15 protein-coding genes are annotated in these 12,051 nt (G+C 73.4%); 8 read left to right on the top strand and 7 right to left on the bottom strand.

Annotated elements, in window-relative coordinates; all coding sequences use genetic code 11:
• Positions 1 to 5: 5 nt before the first annotated feature.
• From ACLQ3K_RS14780 to ACLQ3K_RS14765, 4 genes are read right to left on the bottom strand one after another with little or no spacing between them, the layout of a single operon-like run.
• Positions 6 to 275 (bottom strand): F0F1 ATP synthase subunit C, encoded by a 270-nt coding sequence (locus tag ACLQ3K_RS14780; protein ID WP_224651818.1) that lies wholly within the window; start codon positions 273 to 275, stop codon positions 6 to 8.
• Positions 276 to 285: 10 nt separating this feature from the next.
• Complete coding sequence (locus ACLQ3K_RS14775) at positions 286 to 1,512, bottom strand: glycosyltransferase (RefSeq protein ID WP_426000289.1); 1,227 nt, start codon at positions 1,510 to 1,512, stop codon at positions 286 to 288.
• Positions 1,509 to 2,147: a TetR/AcrR family transcriptional regulator gene (locus tag ACLQ3K_RS14770; RefSeq protein ID WP_224651822.1), complete on the bottom strand. Its 639-nt coding sequence runs from the start codon at positions 2,145 to 2,147 to the stop codon at positions 1,509 to 1,511. Before ACLQ3K_RS14770 ends, ACLQ3K_RS14775 begins: the two co-directional genes overlap by 4 nt.
• Before the next feature lie 38 nt (positions 2,148 to 2,185).
• Positions 2,186 to 2,473, bottom strand: coding sequence for a YiaA/YiaB family inner membrane protein (locus tag ACLQ3K_RS14765; RefSeq protein ID WP_336670191.1), 288 nt, complete (start codon positions 2,471 to 2,473; stop codon positions 2,186 to 2,188).
• 168 nt (positions 2,474 to 2,641) lie between these two features.
• Here ACLQ3K_RS14765 and ACLQ3K_RS14760 point away from each other — a divergent pair, with 168 nt between their 5' ends.
• Complete coding sequence (locus ACLQ3K_RS14760) at positions 2,642 to 4,183, top strand: DUF4407 domain-containing protein (RefSeq protein ID WP_426000286.1); 1,542 nt, start codon at positions 2,642 to 2,644, stop codon at positions 4,181 to 4,183.
• On the opposite strand, the gene ACLQ3K_RS14755 is transcribed toward ACLQ3K_RS14760, so the two are convergent.
• Together ACLQ3K_RS14755 and ACLQ3K_RS14750 are read right to left on the bottom strand one after the other, a co-directional pair.
• Positions 4,124 to 4,540 (bottom strand): MarR family winged helix-turn-helix transcriptional regulator, encoded by a 417-nt coding sequence (locus ACLQ3K_RS14755; protein WP_224651827.1) that lies wholly within the window; start codon positions 4,538 to 4,540, stop codon positions 4,124 to 4,126. The genes ACLQ3K_RS14760 and ACLQ3K_RS14755 overlap by 60 nt on opposite strands.
• Complete coding sequence (locus ACLQ3K_RS14750) at positions 4,530 to 5,906, bottom strand: MFS transporter (RefSeq protein WP_336670193.1); 1,377 nt, start codon at positions 5,904 to 5,906, stop codon at positions 4,530 to 4,532. Before ACLQ3K_RS14750 ends, ACLQ3K_RS14755 begins: the two co-directional genes overlap by 11 nt.
• 114 nt (positions 5,907 to 6,020) lie before the next feature.
• Here ACLQ3K_RS14750 and ACLQ3K_RS14745 point away from each other — a divergent pair, with 114 nt between their 5' ends.
• From ACLQ3K_RS14745 to ACLQ3K_RS14730, 4 genes are read left to right on the top strand one after another with little or no spacing between them, the layout of a single operon-like run.
• Positions 6,021 to 6,548: a hypothetical protein gene (locus ACLQ3K_RS14745; protein ID WP_224651836.1), complete on the top strand. Its 528-nt coding sequence runs from the start codon at positions 6,021 to 6,023 to the stop codon at positions 6,546 to 6,548.
• 43 nt (positions 6,549 to 6,591) lie between these two features.
• Positions 6,592 to 7,983: a flotillin family protein gene (locus tag ACLQ3K_RS14740; RefSeq protein WP_336670194.1), complete on the top strand. Its 1,392-nt coding sequence runs from the start codon at positions 6,592 to 6,594 to the stop codon at positions 7,981 to 7,983.
• A gap of 6 nt (positions 7,984 to 7,989) precedes the next feature.
• Positions 7,990 to 8,418 (top strand): MarR family winged helix-turn-helix transcriptional regulator, encoded by a 429-nt coding sequence (locus tag ACLQ3K_RS14735; RefSeq protein ID WP_426000283.1) that lies wholly within the window; start codon positions 7,990 to 7,992, stop codon positions 8,416 to 8,418.
• 57 nt (positions 8,419 to 8,475) lie between these two features.
• Positions 8,476 to 8,973 (top strand): DUF4395 domain-containing protein, encoded by a 498-nt coding sequence (locus tag ACLQ3K_RS14730; RefSeq protein WP_426000281.1) that lies wholly within the window; start codon positions 8,476 to 8,478, stop codon positions 8,971 to 8,973.
• A gap of 81 nt (positions 8,974 to 9,054) precedes the next feature.
• Here ACLQ3K_RS14730 and ACLQ3K_RS14725 read toward each other — a convergent pair whose 3' ends face one another.
• On the bottom strand, positions 9,055 to 9,498 hold the full coding sequence (locus ACLQ3K_RS14725) for a flavodoxin domain-containing protein (RefSeq protein ID WP_224651843.1): 444 nt from the start codon (positions 9,496 to 9,498) through the stop codon (positions 9,055 to 9,057).
• A 76-nt stretch (positions 9,499 to 9,574) separates the two neighbouring features.
• Here ACLQ3K_RS14725 and ACLQ3K_RS14720 point away from each other — a divergent pair, with 76 nt between their 5' ends.
• Genes ACLQ3K_RS14720 through ACLQ3K_RS14710 form a run of 3 tightly spaced genes read left to right on the top strand, consistent with a single transcriptional unit; the run spans position 9,575 to position 12,047 of the window.
• Positions 9,575 to 10,372, top strand: a complete 798-nt coding sequence (locus tag ACLQ3K_RS14720) for an alpha/beta fold hydrolase (protein WP_426000279.1) — start codon at positions 9,575 to 9,577, stop codon at positions 10,370 to 10,372.
• A gap of 23 nt (positions 10,373 to 10,395) precedes the next feature.
• Positions 10,396 to 11,535 (top strand): alpha-hydroxy-acid oxidizing protein, encoded by a 1,140-nt coding sequence (locus ACLQ3K_RS14715; RefSeq protein ID WP_426000277.1) that lies wholly within the window; start codon positions 10,396 to 10,398, stop codon positions 11,533 to 11,535.
• A complete protein-coding gene (locus tag ACLQ3K_RS14710; protein WP_426000275.1) occupies positions 11,532 to 12,047 on the top strand; it encodes a hypothetical protein in 516 nt (171 codons plus the stop codon). Before ACLQ3K_RS14715 ends, ACLQ3K_RS14710 begins: the two co-directional genes overlap by 4 nt.
• Positions 12,048 to 12,051: the final 4 nt, after the last annotated feature.

The following is a 12,051-nucleotide window of genomic DNA, read 5'->3' as shown; positions in this document are numbered from 1 at the left end:
GCGGGCTATCCCGCGAAGACGGGGGTGGCGAAGACGAACAGCGCCATGAAAGCGAGGTTGATGAAGTAGGCGGCCTCGACCAGGCTCACCGTGATGAAGAAGGGCTGCAACAGTCGGGACGCCGCCTCGGGCTGCCGCGCGATGCCCTCCACCAGTTTGGCCCCGGCGGTGCCGTTGCCGATCCCGGCACCGATCGCGCCGCCCGCCATGATGAGCCCGCCGCCGCCGAGGGCGCCGGCGGTGATGATCGCGTTGACGAGGTTCTGATCGGCCATGGTGTGCCTCCTATCTCGGGTGGAACAGGTCGGTGATCGCCGCGGCGGCGCGGCCGGCGCCGTCCTCGGCGCGCAGGGCCGCGCCCAGGCGCTCGGCCGCAGGCCGGAGCTGTCCGACGGTGCGCAGCGCCCCCGTCAGGCCGTCGGCGGTGAGGGAGTGCCGGGGGAGCGGGGCGGTGCCGGCGCCCAGGCGGTGCAGGCGTCGGGCCCAGAAGGGCTGGTCCATGATCCCGGGCACCGGGATCGACGGTGCCCCCGCGTGCAGTGCGGCCGCGGTCGTCCCGGCGCCGCAGTGGTGGATCACGGCGGCGCAGCGGGGGAACAGCAGCGCGTGCGGCACGTCGTCGACGACGAGGACGTGCTCACCGACCGGTTCGAGCCCGGCCCAGCCGCGCTGCACGACGGCGCGCACCCCGGCCGCCGCGGCGGCTTCGGCGACGATCTCAGAGAGCGCTGCCCCGTTCGCCGTCGCGGTGCTTCCGAGCGTGACGGCGACGGGCGGCGGACCGTCGGACAGGAAGGCCTCGAGGTCCGGGCCGAGCGCGCCCACGGGCTCGGGGCGCAGGTATCCGGTGACGCGCACGTGCTCCGGCCAGTCGGTGGGCCGCGGGAGGACGTGCTCGCTGAACGGGTGGAGCACGGGCCAGGGCCGGTCGCGCTCCGCGCGCGAGGGTTTCGCGGGTAGGCCGAGGTCGCGGCGGAGCTCGGCGATCACCGGCGCGTAGACGCGCTCGGCGAAGCCGCCGGCCCACCAGACGAACCGGTTGCCCAGGCGCCCGTAGGAGCGCACGCCGAGCGCGGGCGGGCTGAAATCGCCGGTGGGGGAGGCGGGCTGGAACATCACGCCCGCACTGGGAACACCGAGCGCGGCGGCGACGTGCCGGCCGAGCAGCGCGCCGACGGGGCCCTCCAGCAGCAGCAGGTCGCTGCCCTCGGCGGCCGCGGCCATCGCCTGGCCGACGCCGTGCAGTTCCTCGCGCATCTCCTCGAGTGAGTCCTTCGAAGGGCGCATCCTCGCCCCGTCGACGAGGGCCTGCGCGGCGGGGGAGGCGAGCGTCGCCGCGCGGGTGTCCCTCGGCAGCGGCGCGTACGCGACGCCGGCGCCCGCGACCTCGGCGCGGTACGGCTCCTGCGCGGCGAGCACCACGTCGTGGCCGTCGGAGCCCAGCCGGCGGGCGAGCCCGGTGAGCGGCACGACGTCGCCGCGGGTGCCGAAGGCCAGGATCGCGGTCCTCATGCGCGCACCCCGCGGGTGAAGATCTCGACCAGGGTCTCGCCGTACGCAACGGGGTCGTAGTCGACGCCGATCGCTCCCAGCCGGGCGAGATCGGACGCGGCGCCGTCGAGGGCGCCACGCAGCGCCGAGCCCGCGCGCACCGGGTCGAGGTCGGCCCGGAACTCGCCGTTCTCGACACCGAGCGCGAAGATCGCCGCGGGGTCGAGCAGCGCGAGGTCGCCCTGGGGCGGGTTCGCCGCGGTGTCCTCGGTGACCGCCTCGTCGAACCGACGGCCGTCGGCCGTGCGGTAGGAGGTCGCGATCTCGCGCAGCGCGACGGTCGCGGCGCGGTGCTCGGACAGGAAGGCGGCGTTGGAGCGGATGTAGGCGGCGAGCTTGTCGGTGGCCGTCTCCGCCGCGGCGATCGCGGGCACGATGTACCCGGCCGCGACCGTGAAGACCGCGGTCGTGACCGCCGCCACCAGCTCGTCCTTGGTGCGGAAGTGGTAGAGCGCCACGGACTTCGCGATCCCGACGTGCTCGGCGATCTTCGCGACGGACGCCGCCGGGTAGCCGTGCTCGGCGATGACGGCGATGGCCGCGTCGACGAGCTGAGCCCGTCGCTGCTCGGACGTGAACGTATCTCTAGACCGCATGGTCTAAATATAGACCATGCGGTCTAGATGCGTCCGGATCAGATGGCGCGCAGCGGGTCGTGCTCGGCCATGAGTTTGTCGATCCGGGCCTCGTCGACGCGGACGCGGACGCTGTCCGCCTCCTGCTGGTCGCGGATGACCTTCGCGAGGTTGAAGGTGCTGGTGATGAGGAACAGGGCTCCCACGAGCAGGAAGCCGCGCTGCCAGGTGTCGATGGGCAGGTAGAAGGCGCCGACGAGCAGGCTGCCCGACGAGACGGCGAAGGCGATCGCGGACTGGATGAAGAAGGCGGCGGTGGGCTTGGGCGAGGTTGCGATGGTGGTCATGCACACAGCGTGCCGCCCGCCGACCTGCACGGGATGAGTAGAACTACCCCTCCGCAGTGGGTACTTCGCGCTGTGAAAGCGGCCACACGATTGGGCGCGAACCGCGGCGGGCTGCAATTCTCATCTGAGAGTAGATCGACGGAGTTCTATCGCGGCGAAGGAGGCGGCATGACGACGGTCCTGGTCCTCGCTGTGCTCGCGCTCCTGATCGGCGGCGCGATCTGCGTCGCCGTCGCCGCCCCCGGGCGCCGCGCCGCGCTGCCCAGCCGGTTCCTCGTCGCCGTGCTCGTCGGGCTGGTCGTCGGCGAACTGGTCTCGATGCTCGCGCTCAACGGCGCGATCGAGGACCGGCTGCACGAGGACGCCGACCGCGCGGCGGCGTCGGCACCCGCGGTCCGCGCCGCACAGGCCGAGCTGGACGCCGCCCGCGCCGACCGGTCCGCCCTCGACACCGCGGTCGCGGAGGCCTCCGCCCGCCGCGACCAGGCGCTCGTCGTCGCGCGCTGCGAGTACCGGCCCGGTCCCGCCTGCCCGCAGACCTCGATCACCGGCGTCCCCGGCCGGGGACCGGAGGCCCGCACCGCGAACGAGCGGCTCGCTTCGGCGCAGACCGACCTCGATCGCGCGACCGCCGCAAGGGCGAAGGACGCGCCCGGCCGCGACGCCCGCGTCGTGACCGCGCGGACCGAGGTCGCGGCCGCCCGGCGGGACGCCACCGCCGGGGCCGACGACGGCCTGGGCGCCCGCTGGGTCGCGCTGAACGGCGTCACCGCGCATTCGCTGCCCGCCGCCGCGCTCCGGATCGCGATCGACCTCGTCTGCGTGGTGCTCGCCCTGCTCCCGCTCCTCCTGCGCCTGTGGCGCGGCGAGACCGTCCGCGACATCCGGCACCGTCGGGACCTGGAGAGCGAGCGCCTCGCCTCCGCCGCGCAGCTGGGCATCGAGCGCCGCGACCACGAGCGCCGCGTCGAGCTCGCGATCGCCGACGACCGCCCCACCGAGCTGCTGGCCGCCCTCGGCGGCGCGGCGGCCGGCGCAGCGGCGCTGGAGGCCGCCGGATTCGAGCCGGTCGCGGTGACCGCGCGGCGCTACCGACAGGAGACCTCCGCCGTGAACGACGACTTCCTCCCCATCGCCGCCGCCGCGGAAGCAGCCAGCCTGGCCGCGGCGGGGCAGCCCGTCGCCGATGACACGCCGACGGGCGAGATCCCGGTGATCACGACCGAACCCGAAACCGCCGAGGAGACCGCCGTGCCCGACGAGACGAACCTGCCCGCCCGGGTCGCCGAGGCGGCCCCGGCGGTCCCGGCGCGCGAGATCGCGCACAAGCCCAATCCGTTCGTGCCGCCCGTGCTCGACGAGGCCGCGCGCACCATCGCCGGCTTCGTCCGGCCGCTCGTGCCGCCCATCGTCGCGCGCGTCCTGCCCGGCGGAGGCGGCGGCGAGACCCGCACGGTGCAGCAGTCCTACGAGGAGGTCGAGGAGGTCACCTTCGCGATGCGCCGCACCCGGAAGGTGGTCGTCGGCACCGTCGAGCAGAGCGTGCCGGCACCGTCGGCCGACGGTGCCCCGGGTCCCGTCGCGGCGCCGGCCCCGCCCTCGGCGCCCGGCGAGGAGCCGCTCGACGTGGCGCACGAGCCCGTCGCCGGACTACCCGGCGAGCGCGCGCGCGAGCTCGGCCAGGCGCGCGAGCTCCCCGGGAGGCAGTGACCGGATCGCGGGTGGCGCCGGGTCCTCCACGGAGGCCATGGCGTCGATGACGGCGCGTCCCGAGTCGGTGATGGTCACGACCTTCGCCCGACGGTCCTCGGGGGAGACGGTGCGTTCGACGTGCCCACGCGATTGCAGGTCGTTGACGGCGACGGTGGCGGCGGGCGCATCCATGTCCGCGAGGGCGGCCAGCTCCTTGAGCGTGAGCGAGCCGTAGCGGTCGAGGCGCTTGAGCGCCCGCAGCCGGCTGAAGGGCAGGCCGGTGCGCTCGACGACCGCGCGGCGCCAGTCCGAGCGGCTGTCGATGACGGCGTGGACGAGCAGGCTCCACACCTCGTCCGGGTTCTCAGTGGGCACCGGCCACCTCCTTCGTCTCGAGCAGCGGCGCGATCCGCGCCCGCGAGCGCTCCGCCCGGGCGCCGGTCGACAGGACGGCGAGCGCCACGACGACCAGCGCGAAACCCGCGACGGCCCACCAGAGCGTCGCGCCGGCGATGAGGCCGGACAGGGCGACCCCCAGGCTGATGCCCAGCTGCCGGCTGGTGCTGGCGACGGCGGCGGCGGCGCCCGCTCGGTCGAGCGGCATTCCACTCACCGCCGAGTTGGTGATCGGCGCGTTGACCAGGCCGAAGCCGATGCCGAAGACCGCGAAGACCACCGCCAGCTCCGGCAGGGGCGTGCCCGCGTCCACCGTCGTCAGCACGACGGCCGCCCCTGTCATCAGGAGGCCCGCGCCGAGCAGCGAGGGCCGGGTGCCGAACCGTGCCACGAGCCGACCGGACACGGGGGAGGCGACGAGCACCGACAGCGCCATCGGCAGGAACATCAGGCCGGTCTGCACCGCGGAGAAGTGCCGCGTGTTCTGCAGGTACAGCGACATGGTGAACAGGAAGGCACCGAAGCCTGCGAAGGCGCAGACCGCGGTGAGCGTGGCGGCGGAGAACGGGATGCTGCGGAAGAAGCGCAGGTCGATGAACGGCGACGGGTGCCGGCGCTCGTGAGCGAGGAACGCGGCGAGGGCGGCGACCGTCAGCGCGAACATCAGCGGTTCGCGCTCGATGAGGCCGAACACCGCCGTGAACATCACGGCGATCGCGAGCACCTGCCCGAGCGGGTCGATGCTGCGCGGCACGGCCGCCTTGGACTCGGGCACCACGGCGTACGTGAGCGCGAGCGCGACGGCGCAGATCGGCAGGTTCACCCAGAACACCGACCGCCAGCCCAGGGTGTCGATGAGGACGCCGCCCACGAGCGGCCCGACCGCCGTGGAGACCCCGACCACCGCGCCCCACAGGCCGATCGCGCGGGCGCGTTCGGACGGCTCGGTGAACACCGCCGTGACGATGGAGAGCGCGACGGGCGTGAGCATCGAGCCGCCCACGGCCTGGATCCCGCGGGCGGCGATCAGCACGTCGACGGTGGGCGCGAGGCTGCAGAGCAGCGAGCCCGCCGCGAAGACGGTGAGGCCGATCCGGAAGACGCGGCGCCGCCCGAAGCGGTCGGCGGTGGCGCCGGAGAGCACCAGCAGGCTGGCGAGCGTGAGCGTGTAGATGTCGACCACCCATTGCAGGTGGGTCACCGACGCCGCCATCTGCCGCCCGATCCCGGGGAGCGCGACGTTGACGATGGTCACGTCCATCGAGGAGATCAGCAGGCTCAGGCTGCACGCGACGAGGACGAGCGCGCGACGGCGCGGCCCCAGCCCCGAAACACTTGTAGGCATACAAGGATTATATGTCCATAACTAATAATGTGGGAACCGTCTCCGTTCGTGTACGCCCTATACGCAATCTTTGCTATACTGCAAACAGGAGATCCGAGCGCAGAGGAGGCGCCCGTGGTTACCGTTTTCGCAGTCTGTGCCGTCGTCGGGGTTCTGGTCCTGATCGCGTCACTGGTCCTGGGGGACTTCGAGGTCGGGGGAGTCGAGGTCGGCAGTGCCGACGCCGGCCTGCCCTGGCTCAGCGCGCCCGCACTGGCCGCCGCCGTCGGCGTCTTCGGTGTGGTCGGCTGGCCCCTGTCCGCCGGGGCGTCGCTGTCGACGCCCGTCGTCGTGGGTGCAGCAGCCGCCTCCGGCGTCGCCGCCTACGGGCTGCTCATGCTGGTGCTCCGCGCGATGCGCCGGGCGCAGACCGGTACCGTCGCGGGGCTCCGCGCCGCGGTCGGCACCATCGGCGAGCTCAGCATGGAGATCCCGGCCGGCGGCTGGGGCCGGGTGAGCTACGTCGACTCGGAGTCGGTGCGCGCCACCACGACCGCGATCCTCGTCGATCCCGCCGCCGTCGCGGCGGCGGGCGCCTCGGTGCTCATCGTGGACGTCGAGGGGGACCGCCTCGTGGTGCAGCCGCTCGAGACTCAGGCCTGATCACAAGCGCCGGGCCGTCGCGCCCGGCAGAGGGAGGGAATCAATGACCGTATCGATCCTGATCGCGGCCGGTGCCGCGGTGATCGTGATCCTGCTCGCCCTGTGGATCTTCTTCCACAACTACATCAAGTCGCCGCCCGACCAGGTGGCGATCTTCACCGGCCGCGGCGAGATGAAGGTCGTCCGCGGCGGCGCCCGCTTCAAGGTGCCCGGCCTCGAGCGCGTCGACTACATGCCGCTGCGCCCCTTCGAGATCCGGATCGCGCTGAGCAACGCCCGCAGCATCGACGGCGTGCCCGTCGAGCTGCAGGCCGTCGGCCTGGTGCGCATCGGCACCACCGACGAGATGACCCGCACCGCCGCCCAACGCTTCCTCACCGCCAACATGGCGGAGCTCGAGAACCAGATCAACGAGATCCTGGCCGGCAGCCTCCGCGGCATCGCCGCGACCATGACCGTCGAGCAGCTCAACAGCAACCGCGAGGCCCTGGCCCGCGGCGTGGTCGACGAGGCCGGTGGCGACCTGGCGCGCATCGGCATGGAGGTCGACATCCTCAAGATCGCCGGCATCGAGGACCGCAACGGTTACCTCGAATCGCTGGGCCAGAAGCGCATCGCCGAGGTCAAGCGCGACGCCGACATCGGCAAGGCCGAGGCCGAGCGCGACTCGCTGATCCGCTCCGCCGATGCCCGTCGCGCCGGGGAGATCGCACAGACCGAGGCCGAGACCGCGATCGCCGAGGCCCAGCAGGGCCGCGACGTGCGCATCGCCCAGCTCCGCGCCCAGACCGAGGCGCAGAACGCCGAGGCCGACCAGGCCGGCCCGCTCGCCAAGGCCAAGGCGGAGAAGGCCGTCGGCATCGCGCTGGAGGAGGCCGAGGCGGCCCGCGTCGAGGCCCGCACCGAGGTCGAGCGCAAGCGTCGCGCGCAGGCCGAGGCCTCGCTCGAGGCCGACGTGATCGCGCCCGCCGAGGCCGCGCGCCAGGCGGCGGTCGCGCGCGCCGAGGGCGACCGGCAGGCGGCGATCCTCGCCGCCGAGGCGTCCGCGGAGTCGACCCGCCTCGACGGCGAGTCGAAGGCGCAGGCCCGCAAGTCCGCCGCGGCGGCGCTCGAGGCCGAGCTGCGCGCCGACGCGGCCGGCAAGCAGGCGCAGGCCGAGGCGTTCAACCAGTACAACGCCGAGGCCGTCCGGCTGCTGCTCGCGCCGCAGGTGCTCGCCACCGTGGAGGCGTCGGTCCGCGCGCAGTCCGAGGCGACCGCCGCCATCGACAACATCAGCATCATCGGTGGGGGGCAGGGGGACGCCGCCGGTGGCCTCCTCGGCCTGTCGGGCCAGTCGGTCGCGTCGGTCGTGGCCGCGCTCAAGTCGCAGGGCATCGACCTGGGGCAGCTGCTCGGCGCCGCTCCGGGCGAGACCGTCGTGGTCGACGAGTAGCGACCGGTGAAGCCCGGCGATGCCGAGGCGCTCCGCCTCGCGGTGGGCCTGCTGGAGCAGCGACTCCAGCAGCTGCCCGCCGCGGGGCTGCGCGGCTCCGAGCTGTTCGTGCTCGCCACCGTCGAGGCGCTCGGCGTGGACGCCTTCCCGACGGCCATCGGGGACCGGCTCGCGATGAAACGCTCGAACGTCTCGGTCGCGGTCGCCGACCTGCGGCGCCGCGGCTTCCTGCAGGGCGACGCCGACGGCTCCGACGGCCGGCGGCGGCCCGTCGCGCTGACGGACCGCGGGCGGGAGGTGCTGCACGCCCGGGACGCCGCACGGGACGCCTGGTTGGTCGAGACCGGCAGCGCGCAGCTCACCGCCGACGAGGCAGCCCGCTTGCGCGACGCGGTGCCCCTCCTCCTGCGCATGGCCGCCGGCCCGGACGCATGAGAATCACTGCGAGCGCAACCCTTATGGCCGCCGCCGGGCGGCGATAATCTCGGCCTCGTGAGTGGTCTCTTCTCCTTCCCGAACCCGGTCAACGAGTACGCGGCCCGCGCGACGGCGGCCCTGGTGGTCGTCCTCGCGGTGGTCACGATCGTCGCCGGTCAGTGGTGGCTCTACGCCGCCCTGGCGATCGGCTTCGCGCTGCGCGTCGCCGGCGGGCCGCGCTATTCGCCCTTCGGCCGGCTGTCGGTGCACGTCATCGCACCGAAGCTCGGTCCGGCCAAGCTGGTGCCCGGCCCGCCCAAGCGGTTCGCGCAGACCATCGGCCTCGTCTTCTCGACCGTCGCGCTCGTGCTCTTCCTGACGGGGAACACCGTCGCGGCCCAGGTCGTAGTCGGCCTGCTCGTCGTCGCCGCGCTGCTGGAATCGGCCGCGGGCGTGTGCCTCGGCTGCATCGTCTTCGGCTGGCTGCAGCGCCGCGGCGTCATCCCCGCCTCGGTGTGCGAGGCCTGCGCGGGCGTGAACACCACACCGCCCACCCTCACGGTGCCGCAGTAGCGGTACCCACCGACGAAAGAACGCCGCCGCGGATTCCTCCGCGGCGGCGTTCGTCTGTCAGGGGTGCGTCGCTGAAGGACGTCAGATCTGGCCGACGATCTCCTCGGCCCACTCGACGGCCTTCTCGTCCACGTCGTCGGTGCCGGAGTTGTCGTGCTCGAAGCGGTCGCCCACCTGGGTGGCGCCCAGCCCCGTGAGGTGCTTGACGATGGTCTTGCCGCCGGCGTTGTAGGTGTCGACGTAGATGGTGTCGCCCAGGCCGAAGACCGCGAAGCGCAGGCCGGTGAGGTCGGGCGCGGCCTCGAGCAGGTCCTCGAAGAACTCGGTGGTGCCGGCGGGGAGCTCGCCCTCGCCGTACGTGGCGCACGAGAAGACGTGGAAGTCCGCGGGATCCAGCGCGTCGATCTCGCCGTCCATCATGTCGTGCAGCTCGACGGAGCCGGCCTTGGCGAACACGTTGTACATGGCGTTCGCTGCGCCCTCGGCGGTGCCGGTCGAGGAACCGTAGAAGATGTGAACAGACATGGGACGAGATTCTAGCCAAGCCTCACCTCGTGGTGTGAGCTGCATCCTGTCGGTGTGACGTCCTAGGCTTGCCGCCATGCCTCACGCAACCCTGGCCGACGGTGCCCGGCTCGCCTACACGGTGCACCCCGCGGCGCCCGGCGCGAGCGGTCCCGGGGTGCTGCTGTTCGCCGGTCAGGCGCTCGCCGGATCGTCGTGGGCGCCGGTCGTCGACGACTTCCGCGCCGCCGGTCCCGTCATCACGTTCGACCACCGCGGCATCGGTGCGAGCGACGACGTCTTCCCGCGCGGGTGGAGCACCCGGGACTGCGCCGCGGACGCCCTCGCGGTGCTCGACGCCGCCCGCGCGGACGGCGCGATCGGCGACGCGCTCGACGTCTACGGCTTCTCCATGGGCGGCCGCGCCGCGCAGTGGCTCGCCGCCGACCAGCCCGGGCGGGTCCGCCGCCTGATCCTCGGCGCCACGACGGTCGGCGACGCCCACGGCGTCGCGCGCCCCAGCGAGGTGCTCCGCATCCTGGTCCGCTCGGACCGGCGGGCACTGCTGGAACTGTTCTTCACGCCCGAGTGGCTCGCCGTCCACCCCGAGGCGGCCGAGGCGATCCTCGCGCAGCCGCGCTCGCTGCCCGCCCAGCGCGCGCACTTCGCCGCGAGCATCGACCACGACGCCGCCGCGGCCCTCCCGTGGATCGAGGCGCCCACGCTGATCCTGCACGGCGCCGACGACCGCATGTGTCCCGCCGAGAACGCCGAGATCCTCCGCGCCGGCATCGACGATGCCCGGGTGCGGGTGTACCGGGGCGTGCGGCACGGCTACCACCTACAGGAGCCGGCGGCCACCGTCGACGCCCTGGACTTCCTCACCGCGCCCTGACCCGCCACTGCTACCGTCCATCCATGGCGGACTACGGCAGCTTCCAGGACGGCATCTACGCGGAGGGGCTGCTCGCGAAGCACCGCCACTTCCCCTACACCTTCAGCGATCTCGAGGCCCGCGCGCAGCAGGTGCTCGACCACTCCCTCTTCGACTACGTGCGCGGCGGCGCCGGCGACGAGACCACGCAGGACGCGAACGTCACCGAGCTGCGGCGCTACGGCTTCGTCCCGCGGATGCTCCGCGACCGCAGCGTCCGCGACCTGTCGACCACGTTCCTCGGCGCCGAGCTCGACGCCCCGCTGATCCTCTGCCCCGTCGGGGTGAACGGCCTGGTCCACGAGAACGGCGACCTCGAGGTCGCCCGGGCCGCCGCGGAGCTGAACGTGGCGGCGATGTACTCGACGCTCTCGGAGGCGCCGCTGGAGGAGATCGCCGACGCCCGCGGCGACTCCTTCGCCGCCTTCCAGCTGTACCCGACCAAGGACGACCAGCTGACGGACAACCTGGTGCGCCGCGCCGACAAGGCCGGCTTCGACGCGCTCACCATCACCCTCGACACCGGCAGCCTGGGCTGGCGGCCGCGGGACCTGCGCAACGGGTACATCCCGTTCCTGCGCGGCCGCTGCCTCGCCAACTACCTCACCGACCCGCGGTTCATCGAGCTGTGCGGGGTGGAGAACCCGCCGCCGCTGCACGCGGGGATCGTGTGGTCGTCGCTGTTCAGCAAGCCCACCTTCTCCTGGGACGACGTGGCCCGCATCCGCCGGATCACCGACCTGCCGATCATCCTCAAGGGCATCTGCCACGCCGAGGACGCGCGGAAGGCCGCGACCGAGGGCGTCGACGCGATCGCCTGCTCCAACCACGGCGGCCGCCAGGCCAACGGCGGGCTGCCCGCCGTGAGCCACCTCGAGGGCGTCCTCGACGCGGGCCTGCCCGTCACCTTCGACAGCGGTGTCCGCGACGGCGTCGACATCCTCCGCGTCGTGGGCCTCGGCGCGACCCTGGCCGGCATCGGCCGCCCGTACGTCTACGGCCTCACCCTCGGCGGGGCGGCGGGCGTCGAGCACGTGCTCCGGTCGATGCTCGCCGAGGCCGACCTGACGATGGCCGCCGACTGCCTGACGACCCTCGCCGATCTGCACGTCGTCAAGCGGTGACCGGCGCCGGCGTCGACTTCGACTGGTTCGGCTTCGAGGACGCGGTCTGCGCCGAGCTGCGCACCGTCGCGCGGGCGCTGGTCTACCAGGCCGACGGCGAGCTGCCCTACGCGTACGCGCTGACCACCTTCTACGCCGAGCGGGGCGGCGTGATCCTGCTGCCCCACCCGGCGCTGGGCACCGTCGAATCCGTGCCGCCGCACGAGCTCTGGGACCCGCCCGCGTGGCCCCGGCGCGACGACGCCTGGGCGCGGCGCCCACCGCTCGACGGCTGGCAGGACGCCCTCAACGACGCCGTCGAGGGCCTCGACGACGCGGCGTGGAGCGCGGCGTACGCCCGCTACGGGTACGCGCTGCTCGGGGCGATGCGCCGCGCGAAGGCGGAGCTCGTCGCGGAGGACGCCCTGCCACGGGAGACCGTCTGCCTGCTGGACGACGAGGACGGCGAGCTGGTCGTGAAATCGGCGTCGGAGCAGGAACTTCGGGGGTACTGGGCGGCCCGCGGGGAGTAGCCTC

Source organism: Tsukamurella sp. DT100, assembly GCF_049844855.1.
Taxonomy (GTDB): domain Bacteria; phylum Actinomycetota; class Actinomycetes; order Mycobacteriales; family Mycobacteriaceae; genus Tsukamurella.
The sequence above is the reverse complement of the archived record's forward strand: the minus strand, read 5'-3'. Positions and strand labels throughout refer to the sequence as shown.